This is a genomic window from Prevotella sp. P4-67 (assembly GCF_002251325.1).
GTDB lineage: Bacteria > Bacteroidota > Bacteroidia > Bacteroidales > Bacteroidaceae > Prevotella.
Genome location: NZ_NPJL01000057.1, coordinates 213033 through 230931 on the forward strand (window position 1 = coordinate 213033; position 17899 = coordinate 230931).

Here is a 17899-nt window from a genome sequence, read left to right on the forward strand (position 1 = left end):
TGCTTTGCATTGGCACTTTTTTATTTTACTGTCTATTTTATGACAATGGTTTTGAACCAGTCCTTTAGTGTATTCGCATATTGCCCCTGTGAGTCTGACACCAAGACTACAACTTGCGAGCCATCGGCAAGTTGTGGGCCCAAGCACATGCCTTCATAATTGGCAATATTTCGTTTGAAAAGTCCTATGTTAGTTTTCCATTCCGCCAAAAGGAATTTATCCATAACAGGTGTTTCGTCTGCTGTGATTTCTTTATCATGCGTTATAGGCATTGAGGGCCAGGCTTGATAAATCTTGCAGTTTACAAAACTACCCATAAGCATTGGGGGAACGTAGAATTCTCGTTCCAAAACAAGCAGTGACCCGTCGGCAAGAGGTGTTATGGCCGAGACGCCCATGGCATAATACTTGGAAGGTTTTCTGGCAATAGGTTTGTCCATTTTGTAAACGTATTGCTCCATAGCCTTAAGAGAGTCACTGAAAGATTGAAAACGTAATCGGTTTTCAATCGGGTTGTTGACTTCAGCCCTACCCCCATCTCCATTCAATGGGCTTTCATTACAGGTCCATAAGCGATGCGTAGACTCGGAATATCCCAAGGCTTCAAACCCCATGTTTGCAGCAGAATTCATGAAGATTTCTGGTATTTCGGCCTCTCGTCCGGTAGGTGTTCCATCCAGACTATATTCCAAGATTCTATTAACAGCCTCTCCGCTTATCAGTACCGAATTGAACGACTTGATATAAGCTATCCCCTCACCGTCTCGGTTGGCCATGCCCGATGACACAAAACCATGATTGGATACATACAGAATATTTCCGGTCAAGCTATCTATCTCTATAGTAAACAGATGGAAACCATCTGATGCTGATTTGTCATCGACAACGAGATATTCATTGTTGCCCAAATAGGTTATGCCACTATAGTTACCTGCTTTGACAGATAAGGGGAAGGAATGTTGCGGATTTATACGGATTATTTGTATAGTATCCCGGCTTTCCGCATGAGTGGCTATTGATGTCAGAAGAAGGTAAATAGCCAGACAGAGTTTTCTAAATCGCTGCATAGGTAAGCACATATTTGTCATTGCAAAGATAATGCACCGACTGTTTCTTTTCTATTTTCAGGTCATCTACCTTGATATCTCCTTCTTCCCGCTGATCAAATGGGGCGATTCGCATATCAAAGAAATCCAAGTTTTCGTTAGCAAATAGCTTATAAATCGTTTCCTTTGCGCTCCAATGGATGAGTTTCGCATAGAGAGAGTCTGCCACCTCATCATTTCTGATGAACTTGGAAGCGACACGCTCTACTCTATTGCTGATGAATTCGATGTCTATAGCCACCTTGTGCCGAGTTGAGAGCAGCAGTGCCGCATAGCCACGGGTATGGCTTATGCTGACATGATAGCCGTCGATTACTGGTCGTGACAAATCGTCATGCTCAATACGTAAACAGGTATTGTCTGTCATGGCAAACAATAATCCATAGACGGCCAGCACTTCTTTGCGTCTTGATTCTGAGTGGAAATGCTCAATCTTATCAACCACGCCAGCCAACCGATTGTCAGTTGCTATTATATCGTCTATGGTGTCTTCTATCCGCCACAATCCCAAATGGCATTGAGGTGCGATTGCGTCAATACTTATAAGTGGCATGGTCAATTATTGTGCAAATCGTGTACGATAACCTTTACCCTACTGATGCGTCTGCCCTCCAGCTCCATTACCTCAAAGGTGTAATTCTTGTAGTCTATGCGTTCATGCAGGCTAAGGAAGTCTCCCTTGATTTCGAGCAACATTCCTGCCAGAGTATCAGCATCGCCTTCCACATCGCTGAAGGCGTCGTCATCGACATTAAGAATTCGGCTCAAATCACTTAGCAGTGTTTTTCCCTCAAAGAGATAGGTATTATAATTAATCTTGGAATACGTTTTTTCGTCATCATCGTATTCGTCATTGATTTCGCCTACTATTTCTTCCAGAATATCCTCAAGTGTAACCAAGCCGCAGGTGCCGCCAAATTCATCTACCACAATGGCAATATGGATTTTGTTTTCTTGGAATTCGCGCAACAAGTCGTCTATCTTTTTGGTTTCGGGGACAAAATAACCCGAGCGAATCAGACTCTGCCATCTGAAATTGGCCGGCTTGGAGACGTGAGGCAGCAGATCCTTGATATACAAAATACCGCGTATGTTGTCATCATTGTCCTGATAGACAGGAATGCGACTATAGTTGTTTTCCAGGATACATGACATCACTTCAGAAAACGAGCTACGAATGTCTATATCGACAATGTCCTGTCGGCTGGTCATAATTTCCTTCGCCGTCTCATCGCCAAAGCGGATGATGCCTTGCAGGATGCTCTTTTCGTCCTTGATTTCATTCTTGTCAGTCAACTCCAATGCCTGTTCCAGGTCATCCATGCTCAGATGCTGGTTTTCCTTGTGTACCATCTTCTCCAAGAAAATGCCGCTCTTGATCAGTATCGTTTCGAGCGGCCAAAAGAGCCGGCGCATGAACATTATTCCTCCAACTGATACTCGGCAATATGCTAAAGGATTCTGCCGACTGTAGACCTTGGGTATAATCTCGCCGAAAAGGAGCAACAGGAATGTAAGGATGACAGTAAGGCTCATAAACTGCAGCCAATAAGCCTTGGCGCCAAAACTGATTAAGTTGCCAAAAGCATAGTTGCATAGCATGATGATGGTAACATTGACGAAATTGTTACCGATAAGGATGGTTGCCAGTGTGCGCTCATTGTCTTCGCGCAACATACTTATATGCTTGTCCTTCTTGGTCTTTGACTGCTCGAGTTCAGATACATCAGAAGGAGACAAACTGAAGAATGCTATCTCGGAAGCACTGGCAAACCCAGATACAAACAACAGCACTATTGCCATGAAGAAGGCAAAGAGTACGCCAAAGGATGGCGCATTCAAGTGTACATCGCTTAATGTTTCAGATAGAAATGTAATGTCCAATGTTAGTATAACCTTAATTAAAACGGAAGTACCTTGTTGTTTTCGGCAGAGGCAGTGCCACCATCAGTCTTGCCCTGTTCGGTTGTGGGCGTGGGCTGAGATGTAGCTTTCGGGGTAAGCATTTCCATATTCTCCACTAAAATCTCCGTTAAATATCGTCGGTTGCCCTGCTTGTCATCATACGAACGGTAACGTATGCGTCCTTCTATATACAACTTGTCACCCTTCTTGACGTATTTTTCGACAATTTTGGCTAAGTTGCGATAGAAGACAAGATTGTGCCAGTCTGTATGGTCTGGCACCTGTGTACCATTCTGAAGTGTGTAACCGCGCTCGGTGGTTGCAAGTGATACTTGGGCTACGGCCTGGTCAGCCTCATAGTAGCGCACATCAGGATCTTTGCCCACATTGCCTATCAACATTACTTTATTCATAAGTCACATTCCTCCTTCCATCTTCCTAAATAAGAGAACTTAAAGTTTTTACCCTTGGCAGAAGGGAATTGGCTGCGAGCGTCGACGCGCTGGCGCAGATATTCTACCATCCGGTTATAGCAGTCCATGCCCGACACGGCTTTGCACCTTACCTCAAAATGGGTATCTCTATATTCGTGCTTGCCGGTATTGGGAACCATTACAACGCGCTTGAAATCCAAACTGCCCTCATACCATCCTTCGCAAATCTCAGTAAGTTTAGTGGTGACAGAGGCTATCAAGTCGCGGCGGTCATTCATACCTGGAACCAATGGGCGTACAGCTTTCTTCTGCTTGAAATCATCCATGTTTTGAGCGGTCGTCTTTATCATTATAAAATATACGCGCGGACGAACCTTATATCTCTTCGGGAAAAACATATCGTTGCTTGCAAACTCACGTATGTCTTTCTCCATACTGGGGGTAATATCAACTTCTGGAATAGAACGAAGAAAATCCAATGCTTCTTCAACGCTATAAACAAGAATTTCCTTATCGAAATATCTAATGTATAAATTCATTTAATTTTGATGTTTCTCTATAAATAAAAAGTACAAGAAAAGAGCGGCAAACGAGACTCGAACTCGCGACCCCGACCTTGGCAAGGTCGTGCTCTACCAACTGAGCTATTGCCGCACAAGAAATAATTTTTTATTTGTGAAGAGGAGGAGACTCGAACTCCCACGACATAATTGTCACTACCCCCTCAAAGTAGCGCGTCTACCAATTCCGCCACCCCTCCAACAAATAAATATCTCAGATAAAAACCGTGCCCAGAACAGGACTCGAACCTGCACGCCTTGCGGCACACGCACCTGAAACGTGCGCGTCTACCAATTCCGCCACCTGGGCATTGAAAAATTCTCTATTGGCTTTATCCAAAATGTGAGCGGCAAACGAGACTCGAACTCGCGACCCCGACCTTGGCAAGGTCGTGCTCTACCAACTGAGCTATTGCCGCATAAATCCTTTTGTAAGGAGCATTTCTCTAAATGCGATGCAAAGGTAGTGCTTTTTTGTTATACCTGCAAGTCTTTCCAAGATTTTTTTCATAAAAACATCGATTTTTTCTATTCTTCTGCTCATATACGACAAAGCCACCTTATTATATTATATAAACAGCAAATTCGAGCCTATTTTGCCCGAAACCGAAAAATACTAAAATTACAAGTGGGAAATGCTCAATGCGAGATTTTATCTGACAATTTCAAGTCATGATTTGAATAAATTCAACTTTGAAATGATAAATAATTGCTGTTTTGGACATTTAGTTTTGGATGGAAAAACTATATTTTAATGAATAACCAAGATAAAAATGCTCAGTTCCCTTTTGGTATAACAATAAAAAGCACTATCTTTGCTATAAAAATAAGCAATGCTAAAACGACTATATCTATTACAAGCTGCCTTATTGGTAGCGATGACAATATGCGGACAAAACCTTGAATACAAACAAATCAAGGCTACCAGCGGATTGAAAGATGGGCAAGACTGCTTTGTTACTGGTGAAAGACAGACTAAATTGTATGATTTGGTTCTTAGTAGAGATGATAGAAGTGATGTTGTCTATGACTTCAAAGGCACAGCTACGTATAAGGAAATTGATAAGTTAGCTGCAAATACTCAAATGTTTAAGGTAAAACTGGTCGAAGATAAGTTCTACCTATATTTGCCTGAGTCAAATGCATTTGTATCTATAGTCGATAATAGTATTTCATCTAACAATGTTTTGCAGTTCATGTTTGCCCTTACTGCCGACGCGCGTAGCCCCATTACCTTTGAAACCGCCAATGGCGTGACTGATGTCAAGGTGGGGAGCAAGTTCATGCGCTTTCATCGTACTGCATATACCTATCGCCTGATTAACAAAAGCTCTACTGATTATCTTCCTATCAAATTTTATGTAGTCCAAGAGAAGGGCGAGGACCCTGTGCTGGAGCTCAACGGTAATACCGACTTGACGAATACAAAGTTTACGGGTACCATCAAGTTCGATAGAAAATTTGAAGTGGGTTATTATAACACGTTGGTGCTCCCCTTTACCATTGATGACCCATGGGAAGTTTTTGGTGAAGGAGTTGAAGTTTATGAGGGTGTCTCTGGAACTGCAAACGAAGTGGGTTTCAAGAAGCTGAAAAAGGGTGACAAAATGACAGGTTACAAGCCATATCTCATTGGTGGCACTTGGAAGGAGGCTCCTTATTATATCAAAAATGTCACTCTTACCTACAATTCTGTTGGCACGAGACTCAAGACGACTGTGGGCAACCAAACCCTGCATAGCGTCTTCCAAAAGGCGCAAATGGGTAAAACGGGGAACTATGTACTCTATAAAGATCAGCTGCGCAGCTGTAAAAATGTTCAGTCGCTGTATATAGAGCCATACAAGTGGTATCTGATGACTCCTAAAACCAAATCCAGCGCAACGCAATGTGAGAGAATTATCTTTCTTAATACCGACAATTAGTGGTTATTCGAAAGATAATTTCTCAAGTCTGTCGCGCAGAACCGGGGCCATTTCTTGCCGTATCGACATAGAAATGGAACAAGTGTTGTCAAAAGTCTGCGATACAATGCGCGGCTGCATCTCTTTGATGACACGCATCACTGCATTCATCATAGGGTATGGGAATGAATAGGTTATGACTTCCTCAACCAGGCGGGTTTCGATGGTCGCGTGGTCCAAGGCATCGGCGGCTGCAGTGCGGTATGCGACAATCAGGCCGCCGGTTCCCAAGTTGACACCGCCATAATACCTGACCACAATTACCAGCACATTGGTCAAGTCATAAGAATTAATCTGTCCCAATATGGGCTTGCCTGCCGTGGACGAGGGCTCTCCATCATCATTGGCTCGGAAATCGGCCTTGTCGGCACCAAGCACATAGGCATAGCATACGTGTCTGGCGTCATAATACTTTTTACGGTATGACGCCAGAATGTCCTTAATCTCATCGATGGTCTCTACATGATGAGCAAAGGCGAGAAATTTACTCCGTTTCTCCGAGTAGAATCCCTCGCCTATTACTTCTGTTATTGTCTTATATTCGTCAGTCATCAAGTTTGTGTATAACCAATCCGCTTCTCAATTTAGGTTCAAACCAAGTGGCCTTGGGAGGCATGATTTTGCCGCTGTCGGCAATATCCATAATCTGTTGCATGGTCACTGGATAGAGGGCTAATGCCATGCGCATTTCTCCAGAGTCAACACGGCGTTTGAGTTCGCCCAATCCACGAAGACCGCCAACGAAGTCGATGCGCTTGTCGCTGCGCAAGTCAGTAATATTGAGAAGTTTATCCAGTATCAATCGAGAAGAGATGTCAACATCCAAGACGCCGATGGGGTCATTGTCATCGTAGGTTCCTTCTTTGGCAACAAGACTATACCAAAGTCCATCAAGATAGAGCGAGAACTCGTGCAAACGGGCGGGATGATATTCCTGCTCTCCCTTCTTCTTTACGATGAAATCGGCTGTCAGCGCATCCAAGAATTCCGCTGACGACATACCGTTCAAATCCTTGACGACTCTATTGTAATCGAGAATGGTAAGCTGGGATGCCTGGAAGCAAACCGCCATAAAGTAGTTGTATTCCTCGCTTCCTGTATGATTGGGATGCTTGCCTGCCTTTTCGGCACCTACAAGCGCTGCTGCTGCTGAACGATGGTGGCCATCGGCAATATAAAGGCTCGGCATCTTGGCAAACTCGGCCGTGATGGTCTGGATGTCTGCAGCGTCAGACACAACCCACAACTGATGTCTGAAGCCGTCAATGGGGGCTATGAAATCATATTCAGGTTTGGTCGCAGCATATCTTGACAGCAATGCGTCAAGCGTCTGATTGTCAGGATATGCAAAGAAGACAGGCTCCATATTGGCATCACAGATTCTGACATGCTTCATGCGGTCTTCTTCTTTGTCTCTACGTGTCAATTCATGCTTCTTGATAACGCCATTAAGATAGTCATCTACATATGCTCCAACAACAATACCATATTGGGTTTTGCCATTCATTGTCTGGGCGTATATATAATAATGTTCCTCGGAATCCTGAACCAGCCATCCATTCTTCTGGAAAAGTTCAAAATTCTCTTTGGCACTTTCATAAACACGTGGGTCGTATTCGGAAGTGCCTGGCTCAAAATTAATTTCCGGTTTGATGATATGATAAAGACTCTTCTCGTTATCCCCTGCTTCTATTCTTGCCTCTTCTGAATCAAGAACATCATAAGGACGAGATTCTACATCCTCGACATATTGCTGAGGAGGACGAACACCTTTAAAGGGTTTGATGATTGCCATAATTAAGTTTAGGTTTGTTAAGAGAAAACATCCCCTCCACCAATGGCGGAGGAGATGATCTTTTATAGATTATTTGTTCACTTGATACTTGGTGTCACCCTTTTCAAAGAAAGAGTTAATCTGACTCGCTGCGGCGATACCTGCATTGATATTTGCCTCAGCAGTTTGAGCGCCCATCTTCTTGGGAGTGGCATAATAGCGTCCTTCGAACTTTGCGAAATCCTCGTCGGCATCGGGCTTGATGTCTGATATGTATTTCATGTCAGTACGCTCTGCCATGAGCTTCAGCAGTTCGGCCTCATTGATAACCTCCTTACGGGCAGTATTGATGAGGATTCCTCCCTTAGGCATCTGGTTGACCGTGCGATAGTCGATGCTATTGATTGTCTCAGGGGTAGCAGGAATATGCAATGAAACCACATCATTGTTCTGGAACAACTCATCCACGCTGCTACATGCATGCACGCCTGCTGCTTCTATTGCTTCTGCAGGACAATATGCATCATATGCAGATACTGTCATACCAAATCCCTTTGCAATGCGGGCAACATTACGGCCGACATTACCAAAAGCCAAGATACCTAATCGCTTGTCTTTAAGTTCTGAACCGCTTTTACCGTTATAAAAATTACGTACAGCGTATACCAACAGACCAAAAACGAGTTCTGCTACTGCGTTGGAGTTCTGGCCTGGAGTGTTTTCTACAACTACGCCTTTCTCCTTGGCATAGGCGCAATCAACATTATCATATCCTGCACCAGCACGAACTACAATCTTGAGGTTCTTGGCTGCATCGAGAATTTCGGAAGTAACCTTGTCTGAACGGACAATCATTGCATCTATGTCAGCAACGGCCTCTAACAGCTGGCTCTTTTCTGTATATTTCTCAAGAAAAACAACCTCGTTTCCAGCGGCTTCCAACTCATTCTTGATACCTACAACCGCAGGTGCTGCAAATGGTTTTTCTGTTGCAACTAATACTTTCATATCCAATATATTAATGTTGATTCTCAAAATCCTGCATGGCCTTAATCATGGCCTTAACACCTTCGATGGTCTGTGCGTTATAGCATGACGCTCTGAAACCTCCAACAGAACGGTGGCCCTTAATGCCCACCATGCCGCGCTCAGTAGCGAAATCAAAGAAGTCCTTCTCCAACTCTTTGTATTCTTCGTTCATGACGAAGCAAATGTTCATCAATGAGCGGTCTTCCTCCTTAACTGTGCCATGGAACAGCTTGTTGCGATCGATTTCTGAGTACAGCATATCAGCACGCTCTTTTGCACGGCGATCCATTTCTGCGACACCACCCTGGGCTTTCACCCAACGCATAGTTTCCATCAATGAATAAATGGGGACAACTGGAGGAGTGTTGAACATAGAGCCCTTGTCTACATGTGTACGATAATCTATCATTGTGGGCAATTCGCGGGGAGCTTTACCAAGCATATCGTCTTTAACAATAACCACGGTAACGCCGGCCATGGCCATATTCTTCTGGGCGCCAGCATAAATAGCCGTATATTTAGACACGTCTATCGGGCGGCTCATAATATCTGAACTCATATCCGCGATAAGTGGAACGTCTACATCGAAGTCCTTGCGGTATTCCGTTCCATAAATCGTATTGTTGGTGGTAACGTGCAGATAATCAACGTCAGCAGGAACCTCAAAATCCTTAGGATAGTAGGTGTAACCTGCATCTGCAGACGAGGCGACTTCTACAACTTCACCAAAAAGTTTTGCTTCTTTCTCTGCCTTCTTTGCCCATGTTCCAGTGTTCACATAAGCTGCTTTCTTGAGCAAGAAGTTGGCTGGAATCTGCATGAACTGCAGAGAAGCGCCGCCTCCAAGGAAAATAACCGAATATCCGCTTGGTATATCAAGTAATTCCTTGATAAGAGCAACACTCTCATCTACTACAGGCTGGAAGTACTTAGCGCGGTGGCTAATCTCCATCAAAGACAAACCACAACCATTGAAATCCAACATTTGCTTGGCTGTGTTCTCAATCACCTCTCGTGGCAACATAGAGGGACCTGCATTAAAGTTGTATTTTTCCATACGAATCAATATTGATTAAATAGTTAAGTTGATTTATATTGCGAAAATACGAGATTTATTCGGCATGAACAAATAAATACCTAACAATTTTTGATAAACCTTTAATTTTTGTTCATTTTCTCATTTTAGGGGCTCAAAACGCGTCTTGACGCCTTTGATTTTCTCTCCAGCCAAGCGTTGTAGAACTCTCGATAATTTCTGCGAAGGAACGGCAACGTAGGAATAATAATCCTTGACATCAATACGACCTATCTCATTGTTTTCAAGCTCTGCCTTTTTGCACAACAGACCGACAATATCACCTTTGGATATCTTGTCTTTTTTACCCTTGCCGATATAAATCGTGGCCATTGTCGGCAGAGGTATGGTGGTGATGTCGTCTTGCAGGGTAAATTCCTTTATCTCAGCTTCCACATATTCCGGGATGCTTTCTTCTGGTCCCAGAACGAAGTAACTGTCACCCATAGCATTCCAGCGAGCCGTGCGCCCTACCCTATGCACAAAGGCATCTTCAGTATCGGGAAGATGATAATGAATTATATTCTTGATATTGGGAATATCCAGACCGCGAGATGCCAGGTCAGTACTTACTAGTATATTGGAAGAACCGTTAGAGAAACGGTAGATTGCTGCTTCGCGCTCTTTCTGCTCCAAGCCACCATGATAATAACTGACAACAAAGCCGCAATCCTTCAAGTAGTTAGCAGTACGCTCCACGCCATCCCTGTAGTTGAGGAAGACGATAGTACTGTCTGAGCCTAATTGACAAAGAAGTTTCCCCAAGACTTCCAATTTGTCCTTTTGAGGACTACGCACTTGGTATATACTTACTCTGTCGGAAATCTGTTCGTCTTTGGGAATGAAGTCCATCACCTTGAAATTGCTTTTCAAGATGGTCTGGTGGCGCATTTCTTCAGCTGGGGTTGCTGATAGAAGTATCTGCCGTGCTTTGAAGGGCAGACGATTGATAAGATAAGACATTTCCTCATGGAAGCCCATTTCGAGGCATTTGTCAAACTCATCTATTATTATCCACTTGACGCTGTCGACGTCCACATTGTCTTTGTCGATGTGGTCGTTCATTCTTCCTGGAGTAGCAAATATGATATGGGGCTTGAGCTGACGGAGCTGACGGTGTTCATCCATCGTAGGTCTACCACCATAGCATGCATAGCCGCGAACATCGTTGCCGAGACTGCGCAACACATTCAAAGACTGCAGAGCCAATTCGCGTCCAGGGACAATGACTATCGCTTGCAAGTCATCCGAAGCCGTGTCTACCATGCATACCAATGGCAAAATATAGGCCAATGTCTTGCCTGAGCCAGTTGGTGACAAAACCATAATGTTGTCAGTTGTATGCTGAATAGCCTTGACTACAGTACCCTGCATCTCATTGAGATGATTTATACCGATTTTTTCGGTAAGTTCATTGATTGTTTTCATTTTAAGAGTTTGTCTATTTCATCAAATTCTTTGCCCATATTCAGGTTCAAGTAAATGGTATATAGAGGAAGCCCCCATAGACCCTTCTCGTCAGGAACCATCTTCCTGTATTTTTCCAGGTATGGCAACGCCTTTTTATATAACTGTATGATTTCTTTCTTTTGTTTGTCAGTTTGTTTCAGAGCTTTGTCTGCTTCTACTGCTTGGTTGAAGTAGGACAAACCTGCATTGAGATATGCACCAAGGATAGTGCTGTCTTTTGCAATGACGCTATCGCAGAGGTCGATGCACTCTTTATAGCGTTTCAAGCTAAGCAACACCGAGCTTTTGGTGAACTTGAATAGATTGCTGCTATCATTTACTTGCAAAGCCTTATCACAAAGAGAAAGCGCAGAGTCATATTGTTCATTTTTGGTATAATATTCAATCAGACGCGGGAAAAAGAACGGGAAGCGGGGATACTTTTTGAATCCTTCTTCCAAGACACTTACATATCTCATCGAGTCTTTCTCCATTTTATAAGTCTCGGCAAGATACTGTAGCATATATTGATAATGTACCGTATCCTTTAATGCCCAATATGCATAATGAAACGTAGCTTTCGGGTCTTGGAGTTTGTAACCGCAATAGACTGCCCAATAAGCAGCCGAAGGCATATTTTTGTCGGTTTCACCGTATTTGTAACCGGTGAACAGCGGCTGGATACTACAGTTGAGGTACATATCAAAGAAATTGTATGCCTCCTTGAAATTCTGCTTGTTTACAAAGTAGGCGCCACCATTGTAGAGATTTCTGCGATGTACGTCGAGCATAGCGGCATGCTTTTTGCGATAGACGAGTTTCACTCTACCCTTCTTGTCGGTCTGGGCGTCCACAGAGTCGAGCCCTTCAAGAGTCTGGAACATCTTTTTGACCGACAAGAATAACTTGGCTGTATCGTAATCTTGCTTCAGATACAACTTCTCATTGCCTTGTTCATATTGTTTCTTCTGGGCCTCATAGAGTGTGAGCCATATCTTCTCATTGTTTCTATTGGCCGAATCTTTCAGGAGATTAGCCATGCTACTCTCGGCCTGCTCCAGGTTGGTTCCTTTCTTGATATTGTCTTTGGCCAAAGATATTTCTTTCTTCTGCGCATTGATTTGCAGACAGATACATATTATGCATAATAGTAATGTTATCCTTTTCATCGTGCTTATGTTTAGTATTTAATCAATTTCTTTATATTTTCGGCGCGTTTATCGTTGAGCGCATAATAAATCTGATACAAAGGCGGAGCCCAGTCCACCGTATGCCTTGCCGGGTCCAATTCTTTGGCGCGCTCGAGATATACCTTGCCCTCTTCAAGCAGGGAGTTTATTGAGTCTATCTGCACTTTGTCTTTATCCTCTTTGTGCTTGTCGCTCAACTGAATGGCTTTGGATGTATAGCAGATACCTACGTTATAAATAGCAGGGAGAAACAGCGAATCTTGGGCAATTGCGCATTTGAACGCATCTATTGCAGTATCCCACTGATGGAGTTGCATGTGTCTTTCGCCTTTCAGAGCCCAAAGCATCTTGTTGCGCGGAGAGTTTTCCAGTTCGTGGTCAACAAAATGAGCCAATTCATCGGCAAGACCCTTGTCGGAATAATACTGTATAATCAATTCCACATAGTTTTGATTAGATCTGTCTTTCTCGTGAAGCGCCAAGAGAGAATTGATGTAGATTACCGCATCCTTTTCCGTCTTCATCAGCATCTTCATGCAATATATTTTCAGTTGGGCAGCGTCCTTGGCGGTCTCTATATGCTGTAGAGCCAAATCTGCCATACGTTCCGCTTTGCTGTAATCCTTTATACCATAAGCCATCTTGCCGGCACACAATGCCGCCGGACCAATCTCTTGCTTTGACTTATCGAATAAGGGATGATGCTGTGTATCAATGTACAACTGCAGCAAAGCCAGACCTCTGACCGGGTCCTTCCCCTGATAATATATACCACCATCAACCAATTTGCGTCTGAGTTTACCCACAACGGATGAATTTGTGTGACGATAACGCGGCTTCACCTTTCCCTTGGCATTGGGTTGACAGTCCAGACTGTCGCACTCTATACTTTTTTCTACTATCTTCTCGATAAGACTATAATAATAGGTACTGTCGCGGCATACGGGCAACTTGGCTACAAGCAACTGCAACTCTCTGTTTGCCTTGTCTGCCTGTGCTGCATGATTTACGTTATCTCCCCAGATGCTGCCGACGCAGCAAGAAAGGAACATCATAATCATTATATACGCATTTGTCCTATTATCTCTAATCATATCTTCAAACAATAAAAGGGTTGGCAACCTATTGATTAGGCGACCAACCCCGGTATTTATCAGTGATTAAACCTTTACTTAGTCAGTGCCTCAATTTCCTTTGTACGAGCGTCATCGGCTCCATAGAGCGTATAATAACACTGGTAGAGAGGATAGGTCCAGTTGGCGCGCTCACGGTTGGGGTCCAACTCACGAGCCTTCTCCAGGTAAGTTACACTCTCCTGGCAAAGAACCTTCTGCTCATTGGCGTTCTGGCATGCAGCAGCCTTGGCATTGATGCTGAATGCAAGATAGGTATAAATCAGCGCGTCGTCATTGGGCTTGATAGCGATGGCCTTCTTGAAGTTCTCAATGGCTACATCATACAATGCAGGATCCTGTGTGGCAGCATTCATGGCGTTCTGAGCCTTGAGAGCCAAAGCTGAATAGTCATTGGGGTTCAGAGCAAGGCGAGACTCGATGAGCTTGCTTGCACCGTCCTTGTCGCCCAAAGCCTGCAGTACAGCAGCGAGCTGGCTGAATACCATATCATTCTTGGGATCCTTCTCGTTGAGAGTCTTCAGAGTGTTGGCAAACTTGACAGAGTCCTCCTTGGTCTTCAGGTCCTGCGATGAGAGATAAATCTTGAGATTGAGGGCTTCCTTATAAGAAGCGGTGTCGTTGAGAGCGATGTCAACATATTTGTTGGCATTGTCCATATCCTTGTTCTGGAATGCAAAGACGGCAGCAACACGTGCAACCTCACCGAGATACTTATCGGGGTTGGCAGTGCGGTCAACCTCCTTGAAGAGAGGATGAGAGTAGCTGTCTACATAGAGAGAGAAGAAGTCAAAAGCAGCCTTCTTGTTGTCTGCGGGCTGCAGCTGGCCGGCGTTGATCAGCTCAGTACGCATGTTGACCAGCTTGTTCTGGTTGGCCTGATGGAACTTGGGCTTGATTTTACCCTTCTCGTTAGGCATATTGTCCCACTTGTCACACTCCATGGCATTGGTAAAAGCCTGCTCAAGAGCTTTGTAGTAACCCAGTGTGTCATAAGCCTCATACTTGCCTGTATTCAACTGCTGCTGCAACTGATTGGCTGCGATGATTTCCTGCTCGTGATTCACCTTCTTCATGGCGAGGTCTACCAGGTAATTGTAAGCCTTGGCCTTCTCTGCTGCGTTGGCGAGAGAGTTCACGCTTGACTTTACCAGGCTTTGTGCCTCGTCGTAGGTCTTGGCCTTCAAGATTGCCTTCAAAGCCTCACTGTCGCCTGCAAATACTGTGGATGTGCCCAGCATCATCAACACAGCGATCAATAGTTTCTTCATAAAATTTAATTTTTAGTTTGTATTTGTTTTATTCTTCTGTAGGTTCACCATTTTCGATTTCATCGACCGGCATAGAGGTGTTGTCGCTCATGATTTCATCGTTCTTCTGCGACCAGGCAGCGCGGCTTTCTTCCTCGACAGTTGCCTCAAGTTCAGAACTCATTACCTTGCAAACGCTTGCAATGATGTCGTTCTTCTTGGCCAGGTTGATAAGTCTCACGCCCTGTGTGGCACGGCCCATTATGCGTACATCAGCCACAGCCAGACGTATGGTAATGCCGCTCTTGTTGATAATCATCAGGTCGTTTTCATCGGTTACATTCTTGATGGCAACCAGACGGCCGGTCTTCTCAGTGATGGCGAGGGTCTTGACTCCCTTACCACCGCGGTTGGTGATGCGATAGTCGGCCACCTGCGAACGCTTGCCGTAACCATTCTCGCTTACTACCATTACAGACTCCTTGTCGGCATCGTTGACCACAATCATTCCGATTACTGCATCGTCATCACCGTCGAGACGCATGCCGCGTACGCCGGTCGATACACGACCCATAGTGCGGATTGCATTCTCGTTGAATCTTACGGCTCTACCATTGCGATTGGCCAGAATGAGCTCGTTATGGCCATTGGTCAGGCGAACATCAACCACCTCGTCGCCCTCAGTGATGTGGATGGCGTTTACACCATTTGCACGAGGACGGCTGTAGGCTTCCAGACAAGTTTTCTTGACTGTACCGTTTGCGGTGGCAAAGACAACGTAATGGCTGTTCACAAACTCGGCATCCTCCAGACCACGACCGCGCAGACGCAGGAAGGCGTTCACAGCGTCATCGGGCTCAATGTTGAGCAGGTTCTGGATGGCACGACCCTTGGAGCTCTTGTCATACTCGGGTATCTCATAACACTTCAGCCAGTAGCAACGGCCCTTCTTGGTGAAGAAGAGCATGGTCTGGTGCATAGTGGCAGGATAGATATATTCGATGAAGTCCTTGTCGCGTGTCTGTGCGCCCTTGGCTCCTACTCCACCACGAGCCTGCTCGCGGAAGTCACTGAGCGGAGTACGCTTGATGTAGCCCAGGTGGCTCACGGTGATAACCACGGGGTCATTGGGATAGAAATCCTCGGCATTGAATTCGTGCTCGGCAGGAATAATCTCGGTACGGCGATTGTCGCCATACTTCTCCTTGACCTCCTGCAGCTCGTCCTTCATCACCTGTCTGCACAGCGAGTCGTCGGTGAGAATGCGGTTGAGGTAGTCTATCTGCTTCATCAGCTCGTTGTATTCATCGTGCAGCTGGTCGACGCGGAGGCCGGTCAACTGTGACAAGCGCATGTCTACGATGGCCTGAGACTGCAGCTCATCAATCTCAAAGCGCTTCTCCAGGTTGACTCTGGCTTCGCTGGGAGTCTTGCTGGCACGGATGATGTGTACGACTTCGTCAATGTTGTCGCACGCGATGATAAGTCCTTTTAATATATGTGCACGGTCCTGGGCTTTCTTCAGCTCAAACTTGGTACGGCGGATGGTAACATCGTGGCGGTGTTCAACAAAGTAATGTACGCACTCGCGCAGCGTAAGCAGGCGTGGACGTCCGTTGACCAAGGCGATGCAGTTGACTGAGAATGAACTCTGCAGGGCTGTCATCTTAAAGAGTTTGTTCAAGATGACTTTGGCATTGGCGTCGCGCTTTACATCGACAACGATACGCATACCCTGACGACCGGTTTCGTCGTTCACATTAGAGATGCCATCTATCTTGCCCTCCTTTACGAGGTCAGCGATATACTCTATCAGCTGCTGCTTGTTGACACCGTAAGGAATTTCGGTTACTACAATCTTGTCATGACTGTCATCGGTCTCTATTTCAGCTTTGGCGCGCATCACGATGCGGCCACGGCCGGTCTCATAAGCCTGCTTGACGCCCTCCAAACCATATATATAGGCACCTGTGGGGAAATCGGGAGCAGGGATATACTTCATCAGACCCTCGGTGTCTATATCTGGATTGTCGATGTATGCACAGCAGCCGTCGATGACTTCGCCCAGATTATGTGTGGGGATATTGGTTGCCATACCTACGGCAATACCGTTACCGCCATTGACGAGCAGATTGGGTATCTTGGTGGGCATAACCGAAGGTTCGACGAGGGTGTCGTCAAAGTTGTTGGTCATGTCTACCGTGTCCTTGTTCAGGTCATCCATCACGTGCTCACCCATTTTGGCAAGGCGGCACTCGGTATAACGCATAGCTGCAGGAGAGTCGCCGTCTACGCTACCAAAGTTACCCTGACCATCAATGAGCTTATAGCGCATATTCCATTCCTGGCCCATTCTGACGAGGGCGCCATAGACCGAGCTGTCTCCATGAGGGTGGTACTTACCCAACACCTCACCAACAACACGCGCACACTTCTTGTAGGGCTTGTCGCTGGTATTGCCGATGCCAAGCATACCATAGAGAATACGGCGATGTACGGGTTTGAAACCATCGCGCACATCTGGAAGGGCACGAGCTACGATTACCGACATTGAATAGTCAATGTAGGATGACTTCATCTCTTCCTCAATGTTGATCTTGATTATTCTATCATGATCGATTGTCTGATTTTCGTCCATTTACTTACTTATATTTATTCTAATTGTTTTGCTGACTTAAAATGGTCGAAATCGCATTTAAGGGCATTTATTTGCGTTCTAAGCGATTTTCCTATATTTTATCAGAGTTCAAAAGTACAAAAAAATATCTTTCCGTGAAAACAAATTATGCAAAAAATAGCGCATCGTTGATGAATTATAACATTATTAGCATCAACAAATGTGTTTTTTCGTATTATTTAATGGATAATCGAGTGTGCTGAGCCACGAACACAGTGCGATGATGTGACTATTCCTAAAATTAGTTGACAGAATTGGATGCGATTAACTAATTAGGTTTACTACTTTTATTCAGTTCTCTGTTTTACTTTACAAGTTCTGTTAGTTGAACTGATTTGTTTTACTACTCTTCT

15 protein-coding genes and 4 tRNA genes are annotated in these 17899 nt (G+C 44.8%); 1 reads left to right on the top strand and 18 read right to left on the bottom strand.

Annotated features, from left to right (window positions below; genetic code table 11):
• Positions 1 to 32: 32 nt before the first annotated feature.
• The 9 genes from CIK92_RS09805 to CIK92_RS09845 all read right to left on the bottom strand — a co-directional run bounded on the left by CIK92_RS09805 (position 33) and on the right by CIK92_RS09845 (position 4424).
• On the bottom strand, positions 33 to 1067 hold the full coding sequence (locus CIK92_RS09805) for an esterase-like activity of phytase family protein (RefSeq protein WP_094388958.1): 1035 nt from the start codon (positions 1065 to 1067) through the stop codon (positions 33 to 35).
• Positions 1054 to 1659 (bottom strand): 4'-phosphopantetheinyl transferase superfamily protein, encoded by a 606-nt coding sequence (locus CIK92_RS09810; RefSeq protein ID WP_094388959.1) that lies wholly within the window; start codon positions 1657 to 1659, stop codon positions 1054 to 1056. Before CIK92_RS09810 ends, CIK92_RS09805 begins: the two co-directional genes overlap by 14 nt.
• A 2-nt stretch (positions 1660 to 1661) precedes the next feature.
• On the bottom strand, positions 1662 to 2990 hold the full coding sequence (gene gldE, locus CIK92_RS09815) for a gliding motility-associated protein GldE (RefSeq protein WP_254046049.1): 1329 nt from the start codon (positions 2988 to 2990) through the stop codon (positions 1662 to 1664).
• 17 nt (positions 2991 to 3007) lie between these two features.
• Positions 3008 to 3424, bottom strand: coding sequence for a single-stranded DNA-binding protein (locus tag CIK92_RS09820; RefSeq protein WP_094388960.1), 417 nt, complete (start codon positions 3422 to 3424; stop codon positions 3008 to 3010).
• Positions 3421 to 3984 carry a hypothetical protein gene (locus CIK92_RS09825; protein WP_094388961.1) on the bottom strand — a complete coding sequence of 188 codons (564 nt, stop codon included), beginning with the start codon at positions 3982 to 3984 and terminating at the stop codon, positions 3421 to 3423. The genes CIK92_RS09820 and CIK92_RS09825 overlap by 4 nt, the downstream gene beginning before the upstream one ends.
• Positions 3985 to 4026: 42 nt before the next feature.
• Positions 4027 to 4099: transfer RNA gene (locus tag CIK92_RS09830), tRNA-Gly, on the bottom strand.
• A 22-nt stretch (positions 4100 to 4121) separates the two neighbouring features.
• Positions 4122 to 4205, bottom strand: a tRNA-Leu gene (locus CIK92_RS09835).
• Positions 4206 to 4233: 28 nt separating this feature from the next.
• Positions 4234 to 4315 (bottom strand) — tRNA-Leu (locus tag CIK92_RS09840).
• A gap of 36 nt (positions 4316 to 4351) precedes the next feature.
• Positions 4352 to 4424: transfer RNA gene (locus tag CIK92_RS09845), tRNA-Gly, on the bottom strand.
• A gap of 414 nt (positions 4425 to 4838) precedes the next feature.
• Here CIK92_RS09845 and CIK92_RS09850 point away from each other — a divergent pair.
• Entirely contained in the window at positions 4839 to 5930 is a 1092-nt protein-coding gene (locus tag CIK92_RS09850; protein WP_022309601.1) for a hypothetical protein, read from the top strand.
• Positions 5931 to 5933: 3 nt separating this feature from the next.
• On the opposite strand, the gene CIK92_RS09855 is transcribed toward CIK92_RS09850, so the two are convergent.
• The 9 genes from CIK92_RS09855 to gyrA form a co-directional block, all read right to left on the bottom strand.
• The gene (locus tag CIK92_RS09855) at positions 5934 to 6521 is read right to left on the bottom strand and encodes a YigZ family protein (RefSeq protein ID WP_022309600.1); all 588 of its coding nucleotides are present in this window, start codon (positions 6519 to 6521) and stop codon (positions 5934 to 5936) included.
• The gene (locus tag CIK92_RS09860; protein ID WP_094388962.1) at positions 6514 to 7764 is read right to left on the bottom strand and encodes a DUF1015 domain-containing protein; all 1251 of its coding nucleotides are present in this window, start codon (positions 7762 to 7764) and stop codon (positions 6514 to 6516) included. The genes CIK92_RS09855 and CIK92_RS09860 overlap by 8 nt, the downstream gene beginning before the upstream one ends.
• Before the next feature lie 69 nt (positions 7765 to 7833).
• Entirely contained in the window at positions 7834 to 8751 is a 918-nt protein-coding gene (locus tag CIK92_RS09865; RefSeq protein WP_094385415.1) for an NAD(P)-dependent oxidoreductase, read from the bottom strand.
• Between the two features lie 10 nt (positions 8752 to 8761).
• Entirely contained in the window at positions 8762 to 9829 is a 1068-nt protein-coding gene (gene serC / locus CIK92_RS09870) for a 3-phosphoserine/phosphohydroxythreonine transaminase (RefSeq protein ID WP_022309597.1), read from the bottom strand.
• 120 nt (positions 9830 to 9949) lie between these two features.
• Positions 9950 to 11275 carry a DEAD/DEAH box helicase gene (locus CIK92_RS09875; protein WP_022309596.1) on the bottom strand — a complete coding sequence of 442 codons (1326 nt, stop codon included), beginning with the start codon at positions 11273 to 11275 and terminating at the stop codon, positions 9950 to 9952.
• On the bottom strand, positions 11272 to 12465 hold the full coding sequence (locus CIK92_RS09880; protein ID WP_094388963.1) for a lipopolysaccharide assembly protein LapB: 1194 nt from the start codon (positions 12463 to 12465) through the stop codon (positions 11272 to 11274). Before CIK92_RS09880 ends, CIK92_RS09875 begins: the two co-directional genes overlap by 4 nt.
• An 11-nt stretch (positions 12466 to 12476) precedes the next feature.
• A complete protein-coding gene (locus CIK92_RS09885; protein WP_158214775.1) occupies positions 12477 to 13292 on the bottom strand; it encodes a hypothetical protein in 816 nt (271 codons plus the stop codon).
• A 362-nt stretch (positions 13293 to 13654) separates the two neighbouring features.
• On the bottom strand, positions 13655 to 14890 hold the full coding sequence (locus CIK92_RS09890; RefSeq protein ID WP_022309593.1) for a hypothetical protein: 1236 nt from the start codon (positions 14888 to 14890) through the stop codon (positions 13655 to 13657).
• 28 nt (positions 14891 to 14918) lie between these two features.
• Positions 14919 to 17507 (bottom strand): DNA gyrase subunit A, encoded by a 2589-nt coding sequence (gene gyrA, locus CIK92_RS09895; RefSeq protein ID WP_094385424.1) that lies wholly within the window; start codon positions 17505 to 17507, stop codon positions 14919 to 14921.
• Positions 17508 to 17899: the final 392 nt, after the last annotated feature.

What these genes read in the sequence shown, in the direction of transcription:
- gyrA (WP_094385424.1), bottom strand. Translation starts at nt 17,507, where the DNA reads ATGGACGAAAATCAGACAATCGATCATGATAGAATAATCAAGATCAAC.
- CIK92_RS09860 (WP_094388962.1), bottom strand. Translation starts at nt 7,764, where the DNA reads ATGGCAATCATCAAACCCTTTAAAGGTGTTCGTCCTCCTCAGCAATAT.
- CIK92_RS09820 (WP_094388960.1), bottom strand. Translation starts at nt 3,424, where the DNA reads ATGAATAAAGTAATGTTGATAGGCAATGTGGGCAAAGATCCTGATGTG.
- CIK92_RS09805 (WP_094388958.1), bottom strand. Translation starts at nt 1,067, where the DNA reads ATGCAGCGATTTAGAAAACTCTGTCTGGCTATTTACCTTCTTCTGACA.
- CIK92_RS09855 (WP_022309600.1), bottom strand. Translation starts at nt 6,521, where the DNA reads ATGACTGACGAATATAAGACAATAACAGAAGTAATAGGCGAGGGATTC.
- CIK92_RS09810 (WP_094388959.1), bottom strand. Translation starts at nt 1,659, where the DNA reads ATGCCACTTATAAGTATTGACGCAATCGCACCTCAATGCCATTTGGGA.
- CIK92_RS09850 (WP_022309601.1), top strand. Translation starts at nt 4,839, where the DNA reads ATGCTAAAACGACTATATCTATTACAAGCTGCCTTATTGGTAGCGATG.
- serC (WP_022309597.1), bottom strand. Translation starts at nt 9,829, where the DNA reads ATGGAAAAATACAACTTTAATGCAGGTCCCTCTATGTTGCCACGAGAG.
- CIK92_RS09865 (WP_094385415.1), bottom strand. Translation starts at nt 8,751, where the DNA reads ATGAAAGTATTAGTTGCAACAGAAAAACCATTTGCAGCACCTGCGGTT.
- CIK92_RS09825 (WP_094388961.1), bottom strand. Translation starts at nt 3,984, where the DNA reads ATGAATTTATACATTAGATATTTCGATAAGGAAATTCTTGTTTATAGC.
- CIK92_RS09880 (WP_094388963.1), bottom strand. Translation starts at nt 12,465, where the DNA reads ATGAAAAGGATAACATTACTATTATGCATAATATGTATCTGTCTGCAA.
- CIK92_RS09875 (WP_022309596.1), bottom strand. Translation starts at nt 11,275, where the DNA reads ATGAAAACAATCAATGAACTTACCGAAAAAATCGGTATAAATCATCTC.
- CIK92_RS09890 (WP_022309593.1), bottom strand. Translation starts at nt 14,890, where the DNA reads ATGAAGAAACTATTGATCGCTGTGTTGATGATGCTGGGCACATCCACA.